Origin of the sequence: Gordonia sp. QH-12 (assembly GCF_001578675.1) — a bacterium.
Lineage (GTDB): Bacteria > Actinomycetota > Actinomycetes > Mycobacteriales > Mycobacteriaceae > Gordonia > Gordonia sihwensis.
On sequence record NZ_KQ969290.1, the window covers coordinates 1 to 21,320 of the forward strand.

General features: G+C 68.8%; 20 protein-coding genes. 10 read left to right on the top strand and 10 right to left on the bottom strand.

Annotation, left to right across the window (positions count from 1 at the left end; genetic code table 11):
- Positions 1-62 precede the first annotated feature (62 nt).
- Positions 63-416, top strand: a complete 354-nt coding sequence (locus Y710_RS09430; protein ID WP_045540153.1) for a hypothetical protein — start codon at positions 63-65, stop codon at positions 414-416.
- A gap of 8 nt (positions 417-424) precedes the next feature.
- On the opposite strand, the gene Y710_RS09435 is transcribed toward Y710_RS09430, so the two are convergent.
- The 3 genes from Y710_RS09435 to Y710_RS09445 all read right to left on the bottom strand — a co-directional run bounded on the left by Y710_RS09435 (position 425) and on the right by Y710_RS09445 (position 3,364).
- Positions 425-1,408 carry an oxidoreductase gene (locus Y710_RS09435; protein WP_062367379.1) on the bottom strand — a complete coding sequence of 328 codons (984 nt, stop codon included), beginning with the start codon at positions 1,406-1,408 and terminating at the stop codon, positions 425-427.
- A 286-nt stretch (positions 1,409-1,694) separates the two neighbouring features.
- The gene (locus tag Y710_RS09440) at positions 1,695-2,051 is read right to left on the bottom strand and encodes an FKBP-type peptidyl-prolyl cis-trans isomerase (protein WP_006894604.1); all 357 of its coding nucleotides are present in this window, start codon (positions 2,049-2,051) and stop codon (positions 1,695-1,697) included.
- A gap of 2 nt (positions 2,052-2,053) precedes the next feature.
- Positions 2,054-3,364: a citrate synthase gene (locus tag Y710_RS09445; RefSeq protein ID WP_006894603.1), complete on the bottom strand. Its 1,311-nt coding sequence runs from the start codon at positions 3,362-3,364 to the stop codon at positions 2,054-2,056.
- A gap of 142 nt (positions 3,365-3,506) precedes the next feature.
- Between Y710_RS09445 and Y710_RS09450 the strand changes: the two genes are divergently transcribed.
- The 3 genes from Y710_RS09450 (at position 3,507) to Y710_RS09460 (ending at position 6,238) form a co-directional block, all read left to right on the top strand.
- Positions 3,507-4,193 (top strand): 5-oxoprolinase subunit B family protein, encoded by a 687-nt coding sequence (locus Y710_RS09450; protein WP_045540147.1) that lies wholly within the window; start codon positions 3,507-3,509, stop codon positions 4,191-4,193.
- Complete coding sequence (locus Y710_RS09455; protein ID WP_045540145.1) at positions 4,190-5,092, top strand: 5-oxoprolinase subunit C family protein; 903 nt, start codon at positions 4,190-4,192, stop codon at positions 5,090-5,092. Before Y710_RS09450 ends, Y710_RS09455 begins: the two co-directional genes overlap by 4 nt.
- Before the next feature lie 102 nt (positions 5,093-5,194).
- On the top strand, positions 5,195-6,238 hold the full coding sequence (locus Y710_RS09460; RefSeq protein ID WP_062367380.1) for an oxygenase MpaB family protein: 1,044 nt from the start codon (positions 5,195-5,197) through the stop codon (positions 6,236-6,238).
- Between the two features lie 76 nt (positions 6,239-6,314).
- On the opposite strand, the gene Y710_RS09465 is transcribed toward Y710_RS09460, so the two are convergent.
- From Y710_RS09465 to Y710_RS09475, 3 genes are read right to left on the bottom strand one after another with little or no spacing between them, the layout of a single operon-like run.
- On the bottom strand, positions 6,315-7,619 hold the full coding sequence (locus tag Y710_RS09465) for an MFS transporter (protein WP_062367381.1): 1,305 nt from the start codon (positions 7,617-7,619) through the stop codon (positions 6,315-6,317).
- Positions 7,619-8,305: a pyridoxamine 5'-phosphate oxidase gene (pdxH, locus tag Y710_RS09470; RefSeq protein WP_174302273.1), complete on the bottom strand. Its 687-nt coding sequence runs from the start codon at positions 8,303-8,305 to the stop codon at positions 7,619-7,621. Before pdxH ends, Y710_RS09465 begins: the two co-directional genes overlap by 1 nt.
- A 47-nt stretch (positions 8,306-8,352) precedes the next feature.
- The gene (locus tag Y710_RS09475) at positions 8,353-9,834 is read right to left on the bottom strand and encodes a MocR-like transcription factor YczR (RefSeq protein ID WP_062367382.1); all 1,482 of its coding nucleotides are present in this window, start codon (positions 9,832-9,834) and stop codon (positions 8,353-8,355) included.
- Positions 9,835-9,894: 60 nt separating this feature from the next.
- Here Y710_RS09475 and Y710_RS18475 point away from each other — a divergent pair, with 60 nt between their 5' ends.
- A complete protein-coding gene (locus Y710_RS18475; protein WP_231875717.1) occupies positions 9,895-10,671 on the top strand; it encodes a membrane protein YczE in 777 nt (258 codons plus the stop codon).
- A 1,470-nt stretch (positions 10,672-12,141) separates the two neighbouring features.
- On the opposite strand, the gene Y710_RS09485 is transcribed toward Y710_RS18475, so the two are convergent.
- A complete protein-coding gene (locus Y710_RS09485; protein WP_062367383.1) occupies positions 12,142-13,077 on the bottom strand; it encodes an ABC transporter ATP-binding protein in 936 nt (311 codons plus the stop codon).
- Between the two features lie 106 nt (positions 13,078-13,183).
- On the opposite strand from Y710_RS09485, the gene serC reads away from it, so the two are divergent.
- The 3 genes from serC (at position 13,184) to Y710_RS09500 (ending at position 16,277) form a co-directional block, all read left to right on the top strand.
- Positions 13,184-14,317 (top strand): phosphoserine transaminase, encoded by a 1,134-nt coding sequence (gene serC, locus Y710_RS09490; RefSeq protein WP_006894593.1) that lies wholly within the window; start codon positions 13,184-13,186, stop codon positions 14,315-14,317.
- Between the two features lie 116 nt (positions 14,318-14,433).
- Entirely contained in the window at positions 14,434-15,405 is a 972-nt protein-coding gene (gene sepH / locus Y710_RS09495; RefSeq protein WP_006894592.1) for a septation protein SepH, read from the top strand.
- Entirely contained in the window at positions 15,405-16,277 is an 873-nt protein-coding gene (locus Y710_RS09500; protein ID WP_231650283.1) for a DUF6928 family protein, read from the top strand. Before sepH ends, Y710_RS09500 begins: the two co-directional genes overlap by 1 nt.
- 350 nt (positions 16,278-16,627) lie before the next feature.
- Here the strand turns inward: Y710_RS09500 and Y710_RS09505 are convergent, their stop codons facing one another.
- Positions 16,628-17,491: a TrmH family RNA methyltransferase gene (locus Y710_RS09505; protein WP_062367384.1), complete on the bottom strand. Its 864-nt coding sequence runs from the start codon at positions 17,489-17,491 to the stop codon at positions 16,628-16,630.
- A gap of 75 nt (positions 17,492-17,566) precedes the next feature.
- Here Y710_RS09505 and Y710_RS09510 point away from each other — a divergent pair, with 75 nt between their 5' ends.
- Entirely contained in the window at positions 17,567-18,799 is a 1,233-nt protein-coding gene (locus Y710_RS09510; protein ID WP_006894587.1) for a GNAT family N-acetyltransferase, read from the top strand.
- A 4-nt stretch (positions 18,800-18,803) separates the two neighbouring features.
- Here Y710_RS09510 and Y710_RS09515 read toward each other — a convergent pair whose 3' ends face one another.
- Positions 18,804-20,309 carry an NCS2 family permease gene (locus Y710_RS09515; protein ID WP_006894586.1) on the bottom strand — a complete coding sequence of 502 codons (1,506 nt, stop codon included), beginning with the start codon at positions 20,307-20,309 and terminating at the stop codon, positions 18,804-18,806.
- A 97-nt stretch (positions 20,310-20,406) separates the two neighbouring features.
- On the opposite strand from Y710_RS09515, the gene Y710_RS09520 reads away from it, so the two are divergent.
- Entirely contained in the window at positions 20,407-20,661 is a 255-nt protein-coding gene (locus Y710_RS09520; protein WP_006894584.1) for a DUF2530 domain-containing protein, read from the top strand.
- Here the strand turns inward: Y710_RS09520 and Y710_RS09525 are convergent.
- On the bottom strand, positions 20,637-21,290 hold the full coding sequence (locus Y710_RS09525) for a phosphatase PAP2 family protein (RefSeq protein WP_006894582.1): 654 nt from the start codon (positions 21,288-21,290) through the stop codon (positions 20,637-20,639). The genes Y710_RS09520 and Y710_RS09525 overlap by 25 nt on opposite strands.
- Positions 21,291-21,320 lie beyond the last annotated feature (30 nt).

Consider the following 21,320-nt stretch of genomic DNA (forward strand, 5'->3'; position numbering starts at 1 on the left):
CCTGGCCGCCTGACCGGACACACCGCTGGCGCCGGCGCCGGATCGTGGGGACGATGGACAGCATGGCTGCATCGAACGACTTCGGTCCCGACGACTTCGACCGCTTCGCCCGCGAAGCCGGAGAAGGCTTGCGGAAGCTGCTCCGTCAAGCCCTCGACAATCCTCGGACCACGCTCACCTGGGCCGACATCGCGGCCTCTGCCACTCGCCCGCGCACGTCGCCGGAGCCTGAACAGGATGCCGGGATCATCGACGCGGAGCCGGGCGTATGGGCCATCGTGCGCGACGACGGCGGCCCGCGCGTGGAGCGGGTCTTCGCCACCGAACTCGAAGCACTGCGCGCCAACCAGCAGAACACCGATCCCGCGCGATCAGTTCAGTTCCTCGAGTTCGGGGCCGACCTCACGGCCAACTGAGCCGGCTGTCAGATCGTGACGACTCCTCGACCGGTCGCTCCGCCGGCGAGAATGCGGTCGAGTGCCTGCGGCAACTCGTCGAGCCCCACCTCGTAGGTCAGCAGATCCAGATGCTGCGGGCGCAGGTCGGTCTCGAGTCGCTGCCACAGGGCACGCCGGGCGGTGATGCCGAGCTGGACCGAGTCGATGCCGGCCAGGGTCACCCCGCGCAGAATGAAGGGCATCACCGTGGTCGGCAGGTCCGCCCCGCCGGTCAGACCGCTCGCGGCGACAGTACCGCCGTAACGGACAGTACTGAGAACGTAGGCGAGCGTCCTTCCGCCCACACAGTCCACGGCCGACGACCACCGCTGTTTGTCGAGCGGACGGATCTTCGCCTCGGGGTCCTCCGGGAGCCGGCCGATCACCGACGACGCCCCCAACCGGGTGAGCAGGTCCACAGCATCGGGTTTGCCCGACGATGCGACGACCTCGAAACCGAACTTCGAGAGCAGATCCACACTCACCGAACCGACACCGCCGCTGGCGCCGGTGACCAGGATCGGCCCGTCGGAGGGACGATAGCCGCCGTCCAAGATCGCTTTCACACTCATCGCCGCGGTGAATCCCGCAGTGCCGATCGCGGCGGCCTCCCGAGTCGAGAGAGATTCGAGACGAACCACCTGGTCGGCAGGGACCCGCGCGTACTCGGCGTAGCCCCCGTGACGGGCGGTACCGATGTCGTAGCCGTGAGCGACCACGGGGTCGCCCGGCGCGAACTCCGGTGAGGTCGATTCACTCACCGCTCCGGCGATGTCGATGCCCGGAACGATCGGGTACTCGCGGACCACGCCTCCGCGTGGCGTGACGGCCAAAGCGTCCTTGTAGTTGATGCTCGAGTGCTCGACCTTGATGGTCACTTCGCCCGGAGGGAGGAAGGTGTCGTCGACCGTCTCCGCGGCCAGGCTGATGCCGTCAGCGCTCTCGCGTGCCACCATCGCGGTGAATGTCATCTTCGCTCCTTGGGTGTGGGGTGTGGGGGTTTCGACTCGCTTCGCTCGCTCAACCAGCGGGACTACGAAGCTCGCTCAACCAGCGGAACTACGAGACTCGCCCAACCAGCGGTAACTATAAGAACGCTCAAACCTGCGGGACTACGAGGCTCGCTCGACTCTGCGGGACTACGAGACTCGCTCAAACCAGCGGACCGCTCCGGCCTGCCTCGCCGACCGGTCCGTCCGGGGACGACGAAGGCCGCGTCGCAGGGAAGCGACGCGGCCTTGTCTGTCATGTCCGAGGTCAGACGCCGAGCAGATCGATCACGAAGATCAGGGTCTTGCCCGAGAGCCGGTGTCCGGCGCCCGCCGGACCGTAGGCCAGCTCCGGCGGAACCACCAGTCGGCGTCGACCGCCGACCTTCATTCCGGGAATGCCCTCCTGCCAACCGGGGATCAACGCGTCGAGGGGGAATCGGGCGGACTGCCCGCGGTCCCACGACGAGTCGAACTCCTCGCCGGAGTCGAACTCCACGCCGACGTAGTGCACGTCGACGGTGCCGCCGTGCTGCGCTTCGGGACCGTCACCGATCACCAGGTCGGTGATCTCCAGCGACGTCGGGGCCGGGCCCTCCGGAAAGTCGACTTCGGGCTTGCTCATGGTCAGCGGTCCCCCATCTGGACGTAATCACGTTCGGTGTAACCGGTGTACAGCTGACGCGGACGGCCGATCTTGGTGGTCGGATCGTTGTGCATCTCACGCCAGTGAGCGATCCAGCCGGGCAGCCGGCCGAGAGCGAACAGCACGGTGAACATGCGGGTCGGGAAGCCCATCGCCCGGTAGATGACGCCGGTGTAGAAGTCCACGTTCGGGTAGAGCTTGCGCTCGACGAAGTAGTCGTCGTGCAGCGCGACCTCTTCCAGGCCCTTCGCGATGTCGAGCAGCTCGTCCTCCACACCCAGCGAGGTGAGGATCTGATCGGCGGTCTTCTTCACGATCGCCGCACGCGGGTCGTAGTTCTTGTACACGCGGTGACCGAAGCCCATGAGCTTCACGCCGTCTTCCTTGTTCTTCACCTTGGTCATGAAGGCCTTGGTGTCGCCGCCGGAAGCGCGGATCTCGTCGAGCATCTCCAGCACCGCCTGGTTGGCGCCGCCGTGCAGCGGGCCCCAGAGCGCGTTGATGCCGCCCGAGATGGAGGTGAAGAGGTTGGCCTGCGACGAGCCCACCAGACGCACCGTCGACGTCGAGCAGTTCTGCTCGTGGTCGGCGTGCAGGATGAACAGCATGTCGAGGGCCTTGGCGACCTCGGGATCGACCTCGTAGGGCTCGGCCGGGAAGCCGAAGGTCATCCGGAGGAAGTTCTCGACCAGGCTCAGCGAGTTGTCCGGGTACAGGAACGGCTGCCCCTGGGACTTCTTGTACGCGTAGGCCGCGATGGTCGGCAGCTTGGCGAGGAGCCGGATCGTGGCCAGCTCCACCTGCTCGGGATCCTTCGGATCGAGCGAGTCCTGGTAGTAGGCGCTCAGCGCGTTGACCGCACTCGAGACCACCGGCATCGGGTGCGCGTTGCGCGGGAAGCCGTCGAAGAACCGCTTGAGGTCCTCGTGCAGGAGGGTGTGCCGCTGGATCTTGGTGGCGAACTCCTCCAACTGCGCGGCAGTCGGCAGCTCACCGTAGATCAGCAGGTAGCTCACCTCGATGAAGGTGGACTTCTCCGCCAGCTGCTCGATCGGGATACCGCGGTACCGCAGGATGCCCGCATCACCGTCGATATAGGTGATCGCGGACTTCGTCGACGCGGTGTTGACGAAGCCCCCGTCGAAGGTCGTCAACCCGGTCTGGGCGAGGAACGGGCCCAGAGCGACGGAATCGCTGCCCTCGGTGGCCTTGAGGATCGGCAGGTCGATCTCGCCACCCGGGTAGGTGAACTTTCCTGTCGCCTGTTCGGTCACGTCATTGTCAACGGACACACAAACCCCTTTGACTCGCGGGTGAGCAGTTGCTGGGTAACAACCTAGTCGTGGTTCGACTGAGACGCCGCATGAGGGTCACCTCGGCGCCCGCGACGCTTGTCGCGTGCTCAGCTTACTCACATGTCGGTACCGTGTTGGAATGCGAGAGCTCCGAGCGGGAAGCGACGCCGTCCTCCTGGACTTCAGCACCGGCCGGGCCCCCGAAGCCGAAGCCGCACACACCGCGCGTGCCCTTCGCGAGGCCCTCGACGAGGGTCGCCTGATGCCGTGCGACATCGTGCCCGGCGCACACACGATCCTCGTGGAGACCCGACCCGGTTCCGGCTTGGACGAGTTGTCGGTACTGCGGGTGGTCCACGACGCACGGCGGTCCTTCACTCCCCCGGACGAGCACTCCCCGACTCCTTCACCGCCGGATCTGGTGATCCCGGTTGTGTACGACGGCGACGATCTCGCCGACGCCGCAGCACTCGCCGGAATGACCGAGAAACAGCTGATCGCAACGCATTCGAGAGTGCTGTGGACCGTGCAGTTCATGGGGTTCGCGCCCGGGTTCGGCTATCTCGTACCCGGCCCCGAGACCAGCGCTCGGGACGCCGACGCCCTCGCTCGAATCACTCGCCGCGGCCAATCGCGGACCGCCGTGCCGACGGGATCGGTCGCCGTCGCCGCCGGCTACAGCGCCGTCTACCCGCGCAGCAGTCCGGGCGGCTGGTTCCTGCTCGGCCGCACCGATCTGCCGATGTGGGACAGCGAGGCCCGTCCGCCGTCACTGCTGACCGCGGGAATGACGGTCCGCTTCGAGCCGACCGAGGCGCCATCGTGACACATCCCACTCCGGCCACTCCGGCACAGCAACCTCAGGCGCGCCTGAGCATCGAGGCTCCGGGCCCGCTCGCCACCGTTCAGGACTTCGGTCGCCCCGGCCTCGCGCATCTCGGCGTACCACGATCCGGCGCCGCCGACCTCCCGTCCCTCGCGCAGGCGAACAGACTCGTCGGGAACCCCGAGGACGCCGCGGCAATCGAGGTGACGCTCGGCGGATGGGCGGCGCGGGCGACGGGCCGGATGCTGATCGCGGTCACCGGCCCGGCGGTCAGCCTCACCGTCGACGGCATCGAAGTCGGCAGCCACAGCGTCGTCGCGGTCCACGACGGCGGCATGATCCGCATCCACACCCCGTCTCGCGGCTGCCGGAACTATCTCGCGGTGCGCGGCGGGTTCGATGTACCGGCGGAACTCGGTTCCCGATCCACCGACACCCTCTCCGGACTGGGCCCGGCCCCCCTGCGCGCCGGCGACGTGCTGACCGTCGGAACTTGCGAGGACGACTGGCCCGCAACCTCGCTCGCACCCGTCGGCAGCATCGCGGACATCGTCGAACTGGTCGCCGCCCCCGGACCGCGCGACGACCGGCTCGTCGACGTCGGAGTTCTCGGGACCGGACGCTGGCGGGTGGCGCCGGCGAGCAACCGCGTCGGAGTCCGCCTGGACCGAGCCCACTCCGCCCCGCCGCTCGAACACCGCTCCGACCTGCCGGAGATGCGCAGCGAGGGCGTCCCGCTCGGCGGTGTGCAGATCCCGCCGAGCGGCCAGCCGGTGATCTTCCTCGCCGACCACCCGGTGACCGGCGGATACCCGGTGGTGGCCGTCCTGAACCCGGAGTCGGTCTGGCGGGCAGCGCAGCTGACGGCGGGCGACGAGGTTCGGTTCGTCCTGCGATGAGTCCCGCACCCCGGGCCACTGACTGTCGAGATCGTTGGCTGTCGAGATCGTTGACTAGCAGTATCGTTGACTAGCGGTGAGACGGATATTAACGTTTGTCTCATGACCCAGGTGGCAGCCCCGTCCGGCAGTGAGCGATTCGACGACAACGGCCGCGTCCCGGGCGCTCGATCCTCATCCGACATTCCGGCTCCGGGACCCGGCTCGGTCACCTGGCGCTACTTCGGAAGCTGGCGGGGGATGCTGATGGGCCTGTGGTCGGGCTCGATGCAGAACATGCACCCCAAGCTCGCCGCCGGAGTCTGGGATCACTCCGACTTCTTCGGCGAGCGCTGGGAACGCCTCATGCGCTCGCTCTACCCGATCAGCGGCGTCGTCTTCGACCAGACCCCGGAGACGGGCCGCAGCGTGCGCGACTACCACCTCACAATCAAAGGCACCATGGACAACGGCGAGCGCTATCACGCACTCGATCCCGACGTCTTCTACTGGGCGCACGCGACGTTCTGGTACGGGAACATCCGGTGCGCGGAGGCCTTCGGCCCACCGATCTCCGAGGCGGACAAGCGAGCGTTGTTCGAGGAGTCTCGTGGCTGGTACGCCCAGTACTGCGTCAGCATGCGTCCGTGCCCCGACACCTACGAGGAATTCCTCGAGTACTGGGACCACATGTGCCGGCATGTGCTCCGCGACCATGCCGCAGTGCGCACCGTCTTGGACATCTCGCAGCTGCCGCCTCCGCCCTGGATGCGCGCGTGGATGCCTATGTGGTTGTGGCGCAAGCAGATCCGAGTCATTGGGCGGTTCTTCATGTGGATCACCACCGGTCTGTACGACGAACCGGTCCGCGAGATGATGGAGTTGACGTGGACCCCCACCGACGAGCGCCGGTTCCGGCTCTTCGGGAAGGCGGTGAACGCGGTGATGGGGCTGCTGCCGCCGCGCTACGAGAGTCATCCCCGCCGCCGGGACGCCGTCGACCGACTGTCGGGCCGTGTCGCGGCCGACGCGCCGCTGCTGGAGAGCCCGCTTCGCAACCTTCCGCCGGAATCAGAACGGGGCAATCCCATCCACTACTGTCCGGTGCACGCCTCGCGCAGGGCCAACTTGCCGTGGCAGAGCAACGACGCGGCCCCGCGTCGGTAGTCGTCGCCTCCCGCTCACCGGGCCAGCGCGGCGATGATCGAGTTCCTGCGATCGCTCGACTGAACGTCCCCGGACATCACAGCTGACCCGTCGATACCCGGTACCGATAGAACACCGGCGCGGCCAGCGTCGCGACGACCGTGAAGATCACCACCAGCACACCGCCTCCGGCGAAGGTCGCAGCGGTCCCGGCCGCGGCTGCCGCGGCGCCGTGGGTCACGTCTGCGATGCGCGGGCCGCCCGCGACCACCACGATGAAGACGCCCTGCAGTCGGCCGCGGACGTCGTCGCTGGCCGCCGACTGCAGCATCGTCTGGCGGAAGGCCGCCGACGCCATGTCCGCGGCACCGCCGATCATCAGGGCCAGCACCACGATCGGGAGGACGGGAAGCATCGAGCCGTGGGCGAACACCAACACCCCGCCCGCCACCGCGATCGAGACACCCCAGATCAGCACGCACACCACCACCGCGCGTCCCTGCCGCTGCACCCGCGACACCCAGCCAGACAGGACGCCGCCGACCACCGCGCCGAGCGGGATGGCGATGAACAGCAGCGCGAAGGCCACGCCGCCGTCGGACGGTCCACCGAAGCTCTCGTGTGCGATCTGCGGGAACAGCGCGCGCGGCATCCCGAAGATCATGGCGATCAGGTCGATGACGAACGACATCAGGAGCACCGGGTGGCCCTTCAGGTACACCAGGCCGTCGACCACCGACCGGAAGCCGGCGGTGGGCCGCGCGGGCGGCGTACCGCCGTCGCCCGCGTCGGGGACGCCGTGCTCCGGCGGCAGCGGGGGCAGGCTCACCACCGCCCACAGGGTCGCGAACAGACAGACGGCGTCGACGAAGTACAGGGTCGAGAAGCCCAGAACCGGGATCAGCGCACCGCCGACCAGGGGTCCGGCGATGGCACCGGCCTGCATCACGGTCATGTTCAGCGAGTTCGCGGCGGGCAGTCGTTCGAGCGGCAGGATACGAGGCAGAACAGCTGTGCGAGTGGGCTGATTGACCGCGAAGAAGGCCTGCTGGAGCGCGAAGATCACCAGCAGGAGCCAGACATTGCCGACTCCGGCCGCCGCCTGTGCCCAGAAGGCCGCGGAGGTGACGATCAGGCCGACAGTGGTGACCATCAGGATCCGGCGCCTGTCGAAGGTGTCGGCGAGCGCCCCGCCCCACAACCCGAAGACCACCAGGGGGACGAGGCCGAAGACACCGCTGAGTCCGACGTACGCCGAGCTTCCGGTGATCGCGTACAACTGTGCGGGCACGGCGACGATGGTCAGTTGCGCACCGACCACCGTGATGATGTTGGCGGTCCAGAGCCGGCGGAAGTAGACGTTCTGCAGCGGCCGGGTATCGGCCAGGATTCCACGCGCCATCAGGGCTGGAGCCGCTCCAACCGCCAGCCGTCGGCGGTCCGGACGGCGCAGGCCCGGTTGTGCAACCGGTTGGCGCGCCCCTGCCAGAACTCGACGACGTCCGGCTCCAGGCGGTATCCGCCCCAGCCCGGCGGAACCGGTACCGGCTCCCCCTCGTCCGCACCGCCGAATCGTTCCGCGACCGCCGCCGCGGCCTCCTCCAGTTCCGCACGGGAGCCGATCGGCTGCGACTGCGCCGATGCGAACGCCGACAGCTGCGATCCGCGCGGCCGCGATTCCCAGTAGCGGCGGGTCTCCTCCGAGTCCACCTTCACCACGCGGCCGCGGAAGTGGACCTGGCGCTCCAGCGCGATCCACGGAAACGTCGCCGACGCGTGGGGATTGGCAGCGATGGCCCGTCCCTTCTGCGAGTCGTAGCCGGTGAAGAAGACGATGCCCGCTTCGCTGACTCCCTTGCACAGCACGGTGCGCGTCGCCGGACGGCCCTGCGCATCGACGGTTCCCAGCACCATGGCGTTGGGTTCGGGGATGCGCGCGGCGATGGCTTCGGCCAGCCATGTCTCGAAGAGCGATAGCCAGGGCGGGTCCCCGGTCAGCCATGACGGATCGAGGTTCGCTCGCACTCCGTCGGCACCCGCCGCCCCGTCACCCGGACCGTCCGCACCCGACCCGTATCCGACTCGCATACTCGGCAGGTCTACCAGCTTCTTCACGCCCTGCATGCTACTTCCGATCACACCACCAGCCGATCCGGCAGTCCGTCGCCGCCCGGCACCGGCGCCGGCGCGTCGACTCCGGACACCGCCCGGTAGGCCCGACCGACCAGTTCGATCCCACGCACGAGCGTCTGGGCATCGAGCGTGTACGGGATCCTGATGTGGCCGTCGAAGCCGCCGAGCGGGCCGAACGAGCCGCCGGGGATCAGTCGGACGCCGAGTTCGGCCGCCGCCGCGGCCGTCGCGGTCGCCACCGGGCGGGGCAGCGCCACCCACAGGCAGAGACCGCCCACACCGCGCACCGGCACCGCGCCGGGCAGGTGCCGGCCGATCGCCCGCAACGCGGCCGCGCGTTGGGCGCGGAGCACCGCCCGGCGTGCGGGAAGGAAGGCGTCGAGATTCGCGAGTGCGTACTGAGCCGCGAACTGCTCCACCACCGCTCCCCCGAGATCGGATTCGTAGCGAGCCAGCGCGTAGGCGTCCGGACTGCCGTCGACGCGGATCCAGCCGACGCGCAGACCCGGCCAGACGGTCTTGCTGGCCGAACCGAGTGTGATGATCTGCGACCTGTGCCTCGGTCCCCGTGCGGAGGGAGCGAAGGCCGCCACCGGCGGCGGCGCACTCACGTCGAGCCCCAACTCCACCATCGTCTCGTCGACGATCACCGGCACCCGGTGACGCGCGGAGATCTCGGCGAGGCGCAGGCGCCCGGCCTCGTCGAGCAGCAGTCCGGTGGGATTGTGGAAATCGGGAATGACGAAGATCAGGCGCGGTTGCTGCAGCCGGACCACCGATTCGAGCTGGTCGAGGTCCCAGCCATAGGTGGGATGCAGTCCCACCGTGACCGGCCGGGCACGATGCCGGGCGAGGGCCAGGATGGTCCCGTGATGAGTCGGCTGCTCGAGCAGGACGCGATCACCCGGCGCGACGTGGACGTCGAGCACCAGGCGCAACGCGTGCTGAGCGCCGGAGGTGACGAGGATCTGATCAGGCGTGGTCGGCAGACCGCGCGCGGTGTACCTCTCGGCGATCGTCTCCGCGAGTGCACGCAGGCCGTTGGGATACAGCCCGGTTCCGGCGAGGTAGCCCGGCGCGCATTCGAGTGCATGGCGGAATCCGTCGTGAACGATCTGTTCGGGAGCGGTCGGCGCGGCGATGTTGAGCTTGATCATGTCGGTTTCGGCCCCGAGATCGATCGGCTCCGGCGGCACCTGCACCGGCAGGGTGAGCACACTGCGCGCCCCCTGCCGCGACTGCAGATGGCCGCCGTCGCGCAGCGCCGCGTAGGCCGCCGCCACCGTCGTGCGCGAGACGTTCAGCGCCTGCGCGAGGGTGCGTTCACTCGGCAGCGCGGTGCCGACCGGAACACGTCCGTCGAGCACCAGCATCCGCAGCGCGTCCGCAAGCGCCTGATAGCCGGGCCGCGGACCGTCCGGGCGCCAGGCCCCGAGATGTCGTGCCAGTGCGGCCGCACCGATTGCGCCGGTAGGAGTGATCACAAGTCCAGTATTCCGCAACTGGCTATGGATTCAATGGCCAGTTTCGGCCACGGTGGTCTCATGTTCAAGAGACTCCTCGCACTCGCCGTCGGCCTCGTGCTCTACGGCGCTTCGATGGCGATGATCCTGCACGCCGGACTCGGCAACATCCCCTGGGACGTCCTGCATCAGGGAATCGCCGACCAGGTGGGCCTCTCGATCGGCACGGTGTCGATCATCGTCGGTGCGGTGGTCCTGCTCGCATGGCTTCCGCTCCGACAACGGCCCGGCGTGGGCACCGTGGCGAACGTGGTGGTCCTCGGCCTGACCTTCGACGCGGTCTCCCCCTACCTGCCCGACCGGCCCGGGCTCGCGGTCGCGGTCCCCATGATGCTGGGCGGCATCGTCCTCAACGGCTTCGCCACCGCGCTGTACATCGGCGCACGGCTCGGCCCCGGGCCGCGCGACGGCCTGATGACCGGGATCGTTGCGCGGACGGGATGGTCGGTGCGCGTGGTCCGAACCGTCCTGGAAGTCGCAGTGGTGGCGGTCGGGTTCGCTCTCGGCGGCACCCTCGGGGTCGGCACCGTGCTCTACGCGGTGGCAGTCGGTCCGCTCATCCAACTGTTCGCCCGGCTGATGCGCGTCGATCGCGCGGTGGCCGGCGAGACCCGCGTCACGGACGCGGCCCACACCTCTGCCGCAGGTCTGCCCAATTCTTCAGAACCCGCTATTGCCCCAGATCCCGCCGCTCCCAGAGCGCCGCGGCGGCGACCACGAAGGCCGCTGCGGCGAGCGCCGGGATCACGAGCGGCAGCGCCTGGACCGATTGCAGCGGAATCTGGGGAACGTGCGTGAACGGCGACACGTCGCGCACCCACTGCGGCAGGCCGAGCATCCCGCCGAAGGGGCCCAGCAGCCACGAGGCGATGAGGATCGGCCAGCCGACCACGGCGAGCCGTCCCCGGGCGCCGTACAGCAGCACGGCCAGCGACATGGTCGCCGCGGCCGCCGGGACCGAAGCCGCCGCCATCGGGAATGCGACCTCCGCCGTGCTCCCCCATCCCGCGCCGGAGAGTCCGGCGCCGAGGAGGACCGATGCCGGCGCCGCCGCCATCACGATCACCACGGTGACACCGATGACACCCGCCTGGGTCCAGAAGTAGCGTCGCCGGGACACCGGGGTGGCGAGCAGCACCTCGAGGCGACCGCTCACTTCCTCCGACCGCCATTTGGTGAGCAGCGAGACGCCCGCACCCACCGCCGCTACCGCGAGGAACCCGGTCATCGTCGACAGGAAGACCTGTTTCAGTGTGCCCGCCGCTCCGGACGACTCGAGGAAGTCGGTGATCGCCTTGTTGGTACCCGCGAACTGATCCACCTGATCGGTGATGACGCCGACCGTGACGCCGTACACCGCGACGCCGCCGATCCAGGCCGCCGCCGTCGAACGGCTCTGCCGCCACGCGAGAGCCAGCGGCGACCGCAAGTGCGGTCCGGTCGCCGGGCCGGGTCTGGCGGCGAGCAGCCCCGCCCCCAGGTCGCGGCGCCTGCGGACCACCGGAGCCAGCGCGAGACCTGCGACGAACGCCGCGACGGAGGCCAGCGCCGGCCAGAAACTGTTGCCGTCGAAGGGCTCGATCGCCTCGGCCCAGCCGACCGGGTTCGTCCATCTCAACCAGGCCGCGGCGGGCACCGTGTCGGCGACGCCGCGCAGGACGTATCCGGCGAGCACCACGCCGGACGCGGCGAGATTCGCCGAATGGGCCGAGGGGAACACCTCGGCGGCGACCAGCGCCAGGCCGGCGGCGGCCAGACCGGTCGAGGCGTACTGCGCGAACACTGCGAGCAGCGACACCGGGTCCGCGCCGTCGACGGTGAGCAGGCTCGCCGCCATCGCCGCGGACACGACGAGCACGAAACCGACGACGACGCTCACCGCGGCGACGGCGGGAGCCACCGGTCCGACCGACCCGGCCAGGACCAACTCGGTGCGTCCCTCTTCCTCCTCCTTGCGGGTCAGCCGAACCACCGCCATCGCGGCACAGACGCCGAGCGCGGCGATCATGAACAGTCCCGCCCGCCACGACGCCAGCGCCGCCAGAGAGTCGTCTCCGGGAACACTTCCCAAGAGGAACCGGAACGCCGCATTGGTCCCCGCGACCGTCCGCAGGCTCTGCTGCTGAGCGGGATCGCCGGCAAGATTCTGGATCATCGCGGCGGTCGACAGATTGATGGCCGCGAACAGCACCACGGTCACCGGGATGATCAGCCGCTCACGGCGCACGTCCATGCGCGCCAGCAGCGGCCAGCGCGTGGTCGGCGAAGTCATGCCCGCTCCCGGCTGCCGCGGACCGCGTCCTGATCGTCCTGATCGCGGTAGTTCTGCAGGAACAGCTCCTCCAGGCTCGGCGGTTCGATCGCCAGCCGGGCGACCCCCGCGGCCGACAGCGCCGCGGTGACGGCGGGGAGTGCATCGTCGTCGACGGTGAAGGTCACGTCCCCGGAAGCCGTCGTGTCGAGATCGTGCACCCCCGGCACCGCGGACAGGTCGCTCGGACCGGGGAGGGTGGCCGTGACGCGCGACCGGCGCAGATGTCGCAGATCCTCGAGCCGGCCCGCCTGCACGGTCTTTCCCGCCCGGATGATCGTGACGGTGTTGCAGAGCTCCTCCACCTCGGAGAGCAGGTGCGACGACATCAGGACGGCCGCCCCGCGTGCGGCGCGCTCGGCAGCGCAGCGCATGAACTCGCGCGCCATCAGCGGGTCGAGCCCGGACGTCGGCTCGTCGAACACCAGCAGATCGGTGTCGGCCGCGAAGGCCGCGACGAGCGCCACTTTCTGCCGGTTCCCTTTGGAGTACGACCGCGCCTTCTTCGTCGGATCGAGTTCGAACCGCTCGATCAGTTCGTCGCGCGCGGGCGTGGCTGCCGGGTCCAGACCCCGCAGCCGCAGCAGGAGGTCGATCGACTCACCACCGCTGAGCTGCGGCCACAGCGTGACGTCGCCGGGCACATAGGCCAGCCGGCGGTGCACGGACACCGCATCGCGATGCGGGTCGGCACCGAAAAGCCGGACCTGCCCGCCGTCGTGGCGGAGCATGCCGAGCAGGATGCGGATGGTAGTAGATTTACCCGCGCCGTTCGGCCCCAGGAATCCGGCGATCTCGCCGGTCTCGACACTGAGGTCGAGCCCGTCGAGCGCGGTGAACCTGCCGAAGTTCTTCCGCAGACCTCGTACATCGATCACCTTCGACGTGTCCATTTCCTCACCTTCGACGAAACAGCGAAACGGTGTCCAGAGTCATCCTGCTCTTGCACGGCGCCCGCTGCTGCGCAATGCCGTGCTGGGCTGTCTTAGAATCGTCGTCATGACCGATACCGCGATCACGCTGCCCGCCGAACTCCTTCCCGCAGACGGCCGTTTCGGCTGCGGCCCGTCCAAGGTCCGCCCCGAGCAGCTGCAATCGCTGGTCGACACCGGCGCTTCGGTCTTCGGCACCAGCCACCGTCAGGCACCGGTCAAGAACGTCGTCGGCGCGGTCCGCGAGGGTCTGGCACAGCTGTTCTCGCTGCCGGAGGGCTACGAAGTCGTCCTCTCCAACGGCGGCACCACCGCGTTCTGGGACGCCGCGGCATTCGGCCTGATCCGCGAGCGCGCCCTCAATCTCACTTACGGCGAGTTCTCCTCCAAGTTCGCCACTGTGTCCAAGAAGGCCCCGTTCCTTCAGGATCCGAAGGTCGTCTCGACCGATCCCGGAACCGCACCCGACCCGGCTGCGCTGACCGCCGGCGACGTCGAAGGCGTCGACCTCATCGGCTGGGCGCAGAACGAGACCTCCACCGGCGTCGCGGTTCCCGTGGTCCGCCCGGCCGCCGCAGGCGATGCGCTGATCGCCATCGACGCCACCTCGGGTGCGGGCGGGCTGCCGGTCGACATCGCGCAGACCGACGTCTACTACTTCGCGCCGCAGAAGAGCTTCGCCTCCGACGGCGGGCTCTGGATCGCGATCATGAGCCCGGCCGCACTGGCTCGCATCGAGGAGATCAAGGAGTCGGGCCGCTGGTGCCCCGAGTTCCTGTCTCTGCCGACGGCGGTCGACAACAGCTCCAAGAACCAGACCTACAACACGCCCGCGCTCGGTTCGCTGTTGCTGCTGAAGAACCAGATCGAGTGGATGAACGACAACGGCGGTCTGGACTTCTGCACCGGCCGCACCGCCGACTCCAGCTCGCGGCTCTACAGCTGGGCCGAGGCCAGCGAGTTCGCGACTCCGTTCGCCGACGAGGCGCACCGCAGCCAGGTGGTCGGCACCATCGACTTCGCGGACTCGGTGGACGCCGCGGCCGTCGCCAAGACGCTGCGTGCCAACGGGGTCGTCGACACCGAGCCCTACCGCAAGCTCGGCCGCAACCAGCTGCGCATCGGCATGTTCCCGGCGATCGACCCCGAGGACGTCACCAAGTTGACCCAGTGCATCGACTACATCGTCGAGCGCCTCTGACCCGGATCGAAGATCTGATCTTCACAGAAGGGCCGCGTGTCCTCTCGCGCTCCGGCACAGAAATTCACTAGTGTTGAGTGCGGTATCCGCGTACCTGGTGACCGGAGGAGGAGTCGATGCGTGAACTGCACGCCGATCGCGCCGACTCAGACGGTGCGTTCATCGTCGTGATGGACCTCGACTCCGGCGAAGAGTTTCAGATCCCGATCGACAGCACGTTGCGCGCGCTCGTCCACCCGCCGGAATCGGTTGAGGCGGATGTCCCCGCCCAGTGCGAGTGCGCGTCGACCGACGCCGCCCGGCCCGAGTCGACCCCCTCCGGGCCCGCTCAGTCGGTGGCCGACCAGCCGACCGATGCGCAGGCGACGTTGTCGCTGACGCCCCGGGAGATCCAGGCTCGTGTCCGGTCCGGTGCCAGCGTCGAAGAACTCGCCGCCGCCACCGGGGTCGGAGTCGAGAAGATCAATCGGTTCGCGCATCCGGTGATCCTGGAACGGAGCCGGGCCGCGGAACTCGCGCGCGCCTCGCATCCGATGGGGGTGGACGGTCCCGTCGCAGGCACACTCGGCGAAATGGTGGCCGAATGCCTTGTGCTGCGCGGACATTCACCACAGAACGCCGAATGGGACGCGTGGCGCACGGAGTCGGGTCAGTGGGTGGTCCAGGTGTCGCCGGAACCGGGCTCGGACCTCTTCGCACACTGGCGCTTCGTGCCCGGTTCGCACGGCGGGACCACCGACCCGATGGACGATCTGGCCGTCGAGCTGACCGAACCGGAACTGGCGCGCAGCAGCCGCAGGCCCACAGTGCAGGCGGTACCGAAGCCTCCGGCCCACGAGGTGGCGCCCGACGGGCACGAATACGTCACGGTGGATGCCGACGACCTCACCGGACGGCAGAGTCACCGACGGGACCCGTTCGGAGAGGTCCTCGATCTGCGGTACGACGACGAGCGTCGAGTGGAGGCATCGACGCCGCAGGAGGAGAGGGAGTCGACGGCACCGCGGCACCGCGGCAAGCGTGCGACACCCACCGTGCCGGCGTGGGAGGACGTACTGCTCGGCGTCCGAAGCCACCCGAACGACTGATGCGACTTGGAGACTCGGTGCTGCCGAACATATCTGCCCTCTGGTTCATCGCCTGCCCCGATCCGGCGGCGGAGTTGGCCGGCGGCGTGTACATCGATCCGGAGAAGACGGCGGACTTCATCGAGAAGGCCTTCGCCGACACCGAGATCACGCCCATCGGAACCTCCGATCTCGCGGCTGCCGTCGACGGCGCCGACAACCGGGTGTTCGCCGCGCACTTCGGCCGCCTGGCGGTGCTCGCGGGCGCCAGCCTTCGCACCACCGACCCCGACGAGCTGACCTCCTATCTCGAGGATCTCGGTGTCGGCCAGACCTGGGCTCTCGTCTCGCTCGACCCTGACACCGACACGGGATGTGTGGCCCGCTGGCAGGACGGTGAACTGCAGCGCGCCTTCGTCGGCACGCCGACGGTTATCCGCACCGACGTGGGGCTGCCGTATCCGTTCGAAGGGCCGTTCTGGGCGGGCGATCACCCGCAGGCCGCCGCCGAACACGATCCGCTCGCGCTGCCCTTCCATCCCGGCGAACTCGCGGACGCCGCACACGGCGCCTGGTTCGGCTTCAGTTTCCACGGCGACACATCGTCGGCCGTCGACCCCGCGCGCATTCCCGTCACCGTCTACCGCGTCGGGCCCGACGACGGATTCGACAACGTGATCGAATCATCGGTGCCCCTCCGCGCGGACGCCCCGACCGAGCCGCATCACGCGCACGCCGCTCCGGAGGGGTCGACCGAGGAGACCGAGCCGATCCAGCGGATTCCCGCGCCGGTCGCGACCCCGGAACCGCTGTCGGAGCAGCAACCGGACTCCCCGCCCGCGCGCACTCCCGGACCGATCTCCCGCTATTTCGGCTTCCGCGGTCGTCTGTGACGGCCGTCGACGCCGGTTGAGCGAATACCGGCCCTCCCAGGCTGGTTGAGCGAGCGCAGCCCCCGCCGCTGGTTGAGCGAGCGCCGCCCCCGCCGCTGGTTGAGCGAGCGAAGCGAGTCGAAACCGGCTCGCGTTTGGTTTCGACTCGCTGCGCTCGCTCAACCAGCCTGGGAGGGAACCGACACGCGTTTGGTGCGTTTGGTTTCGACTCGCTACGCTCGCTCAACCAGCGGGCGGGAGGGAACAGGCACACGTCGGCTTCGACTCGCTACGCTCGCTCAACCAGCCTGGGAGGGTTTCGACTCGCTGCGGCTCGCTCAGCCAGCGGGCGGGAACACCATCGGCACAGGTCAGCGGGCGCGCTCGTAGAAGGCCACCGCCGCCGCGGTCGCGACGTTCAGCGAATCGGTGCCCCGGCTCATCGGGATCCGCGCGCGGACGTCGCAGCGTCGCATCGTGTGTTCGGCCAGGCCGGGGCCCTCGGCCCCGACCAGGAAGGCCACCCTGTCGTCGGTGACCGCCTCGGCGAGGGGGACGCTGCCCTCGCCGGGAGTCAGTGCCACCGTGGTGAATCCGGCCGACCGCAGCAGGTCCAGGTCGGCCGGCCACGCCTGCGAGCGAGCGAAGGGCACGAGAAGCGCATGCCCCATCGACACGCGCACGCACCGTCGGTACAGGGGGTCGGCGCACCCGGTCCCGAAGATCACCCCGTCCACGCCGAGGCCCGCGGCGTTGCGGAAGATGCTGCCGATGTTCTCGTGATCGTTGACGCCCTCCAGGACGGCGACGGTGCGCGCGTTCTCGATCACCTCGGGCACCGAGAGTTCGACGGGCCGCCGGGCTGCGGCGAGGACGCCGCGATTGAGGTGGAAGCCGATCACCTCGGCCATCACCTCGGCGCTCGCACGGTAGAACGGCACCCCGGCCAGCGCCGGGTTTTCGAGGTCCGAGGCCAGTTCGTCGAGCCGGCGGTCGACGCCCAAGAAGGCATGCGGTGAAAACCTCGAGGCGATCATCCGCTGCGCCACCAGCACTCCCTCCGCGATCACAAGCCCCTTCCCCACCCGGCCGCCGGGCAGCGCGGGTACATCCGGGCGGCGGTCCACCGAGTTGAGGTCCCGGAAGTCGTCGATCCGCGGATCGGACGGGTCGACGATGTCGATGACGTCCACGGCGAGGTGGTCGGTCGGCCGGACTGCGTCTGTCGAGGTCACCAGTCAACGGTGCCACATCGTGGCCGGTCAGCGGTGCTCTGCACCGGCGTCGGTGAGCTTTGGCACACTGGACGGGTGAACAATTCGTCGTCTGACGCTGCCGATCCGCTCTCGCTCGAACGCCCCAGGGGCACCGACTGGCCGGAGATCCTCGAGATCGACGCCCGTGCGTTCGCCCTGCCGAAGCCGCTGCCCGCCGACGAGATGATCGAGTTCCGCAACCGGGCGGGTGAGGGCGACACCGTCATCATCCGCGACACCGGCTCCGACGGACGTCCGATCGTCGCCGTCTCGTTGTACTTCCCCGTGCCGCTCACCGTCCCCGGCGGCGAGTCGGCCACCACGGCCGGACTGTCGTGGGTCTCGGTGTCGGCCACCCATCGGCGCCGCGGTCTGCTGCGGCGGATGATCACCGAGCAGTACCGGACCTGGCGCGAACGCGAGTTCCCCCTCGCCACGCTCACCGCGTCGGAGGGCGGCATCTACGAACGCTTCGGTTTCGGGCCCGCGATCTTCTCTCATCGCGTCCGCGTGACTCCCGCGTCCGCGCAGTTCCGCACTCCCCCGCCGGCCGATTCCCGGGTCCGCTACGGCAACAGCGAGCAGGTGGTCCGGCACGTCCCCGAGGTCCATCGCCGCTGGGCCGCAGGGCGCAACGGCGCGATCACCCGCCCGGAGACCTGGTGGCCGTCGATCATCGCCGACCGTGCCTTCCGCCGGAACTCGCAGACCAGCGGCCTGCACTATCTACTGCACGCCGACGGCTATGCGGCCTACCGGATCGATGCCCGCGACAAGACCGCGATCGTCGAGGACTTCGTCGCCGCCACGCCGGAGGCACACACCGACCTGTGGCGCGTCCTGTCGAGCCTGGACCTGGTCTCGGCCGTGACGGCGTCCATCCCGGTCGACGACCCGCTGCCGCACAAGCTGGTGAACGCGCGAGCCCTCGAGGTGCAGGGACGGGCGGACGAGCTGTGGGTGTCGATCCTCGACGTCGTCGCCGCCCTGGAACTGCGCACCTACGGCGCAGACGGCGACCTGGTCCTGGACGTGACCGACGGTTTCGGCGACCGTGCGGGACGCTACCGGCTGACGGTCGCCGATGCCCGTGCGACGGTGACGCGCACCGACGACGCCCCGCAGGCCGGCATCGACATCGCCACGCTCTCGAGCGTCTACCTCGGGGGTGTCGGCGTCCGCGAGATGGCCGCCGCCGGACGGATCGACGCGGATCCGGAGGTCGTAGCGCAGCTGGCGGCGATGTTCGCCGTCGACGAGGCGCCGTTCGCGGGCACGTTCTTCTGACGCGTCAGCCCGAGATCAGATCGGAGATCGGCCCTCTCGCGAAGTAGAGCAGGAACAGGACCGCCACCACGTACAGCAGCGGATGCATCCGGCGCCACTGTCCCCGCGCCGCTCCGAGCACCACCCAGCTGATGAAGCCGACGCCGATGCCGTTGGCGATCGAGTAGGTGAACGGCATGGTGACGATGGTCAGAAAGGCCGGGAGCGCGAGCTCGAACCGGGTGAAATCGATGTCCCTGATCTGGCCCATCATCATCGCGCCGACGACCACCAGCACGGGTGCGACAGCTTCCATCGGCACCACGCTGTACAGCGGGGTGAAGAACATCGCCGCCAGGAAGAGCACACCGGTCACGATGTTCGCGAATCCCGTGCGCGCGCCCTCGGCGATGCCCGCCGACGACTCGACCAGCACGGTGTTCGACGACGCGGACGACGCGCCGCCGACGATGGCGCCCGTACCCTCGATCATCAGCGCCCGTCCGATGCCCGGGAGATTGCCGTCCTTGTCCGCGAGACCGCCCTCCTTGCCGAGACCGGTCATCGTGCCCATAGCGTCGAAGAAGTTCGACAGCAGCAGGGTGAACAGGAAGACGCAGGCGATCAGAACGCTGACATCGTCGAACTGTCCGGTGAACGCGCCGAACAGGTCCACATCGCCCACGAGGGACAGGTCCGGCAGTCCGCCGATGCCGCTCGGGAGTTTGGGAACGTTCATCGCCCAGCCCCCGTGGCCTTCGGACGCCGGTCCGAGATGCATCACGGCCTCGACGATGATCGAGACCACGGTCATCACGATGATCCCGAGCAGCAGTCCGCCGGGCACCTTCCGCACCACCAGGACCGCCATCAGCAGGACGCCGACGACGAAGACGACCGTCGGCACGGTGCCGATCGACCCGTCGTGCCCCAGCTGGACCGGCGGGGCGCCGGCAGCCTCCGGCCGGGTCACGAAGCCGGCGTTGATGAAACCGATGAAGGCGATGAACGCGCCGATGCCCGCAGCGATCGCCGATTTGAGTTCGGCCGGCACGGCGTTGAAGACGGCGGTCCGGACACCGGTGAGGCCGAGCAGCACGATGATGACACCGTCGATCACCACCAGGCCCATCGCCGCCGGCCAACTCATCTGCGGCGCGATCGTCACCGCCAGCAGGCTGCTGATCCCGATGCCGGCCGCCAGGCCGAACGGATAGTTGGCGACCAGGCCGAAGACGATGGACATCACACCCGCGGCCAGTGCCACCACGGCGGCCACCTGAAGCATCGGGAGCACGTTGCCGAGGGAGTCGGCGTTGATCGGTTTCCCGGGGACACCGCCGATGATGATCGGCGTCAGGACGACGATGTACGCCATCGTGAAGAACGTGACCAGTCCGCCGCGCACTTCCCGGGCCACCGTCGAACCGCGCTCGCGGATCTTGAAGTACCGATCCAGCACGGACTGCGACGTCTTCGCCGTGTCGGTGCCGTTCGCCTCCTGCGGTTCGTTGTCGGCCGGATCGGTCATCGGCGGGCCTCTCAGTGTCGGGCATTCAATGGACCGGATAATTGTTGCGCATGCGCCGCGCGCGAACCACCACGGGCGGGAAAGCTAGTCTGAACCCATGTCAGACGAGTCCGAGATCCCGCAACTCCCGGCCAGGCTCAGGGCACCCGAACCGGTCATCGTGGCCGGGATGCTGATCTGGACGGTGGCCACGTTGGTGGTGTGGCTCGGCGGTGTTGGTCCCGACAGCGCGCTGCCGGTGTGCCTGGTCGGGCTCGGCGTCGGTGTGCTCGGCACCGGCGTGGTACTCCTCCAGAAGGCCGCCGTGCGGCGCGGTTCCCGCGGCGCTCAGGAAGGGCTCGACGTGCGCTGATCCCTGGCGTTCTTCACCTGCTGATCGTGCTGGGCCTGTTGGGCCACCGAATTCGTCACCCGCTTGGTTCCCACCCGCAGCAGGGCGGGTCGCCGGACCAGTTGCGCATGGGCCACGAGACAGACGAGCAGCCATATCAGTCCGAACAACCAGCCGAAGACGACGTCGGAGGTCCAGTGGACGCCGAGGTACACCCGGCTGAGACCGATCACCGCGATCAGCGCGGGAATCCACAGCAGGATCAGCGGTCGCGCCCGCACGCGCGGATACAGCCGGTACAGGATGACGGCGGAGAGCCCGTACACGACGGTGCTGAGCATCGCGTGCCCAGAGGGGAACGACGCTCCCCCGACGTCGATGAGCCGGTCGGTGACCGGTGGTCTGGGTCTGGCGAACAAGAGCTTGAGCAGCACCATCAGCACGTAGCCGCTCAGGCTGCCGACCACGATGAGTGCCGAGAGGTCGATGCGGTTGCCCACCCACGCGAGCACCAGCACCCCGATGACCACCAGGACCACCGTCAGGGTGTCACCGAGGACGGTCAGGAACTGCATAACCGAGGTCAGCGGTTCGTGCCGGGAGTGCACCACCCAGTCGGTGATGCGTTCGTCGATCGGGAACTGCTGCACTACTGCCTCGCTGGTGTCTCTGGAGGGAAC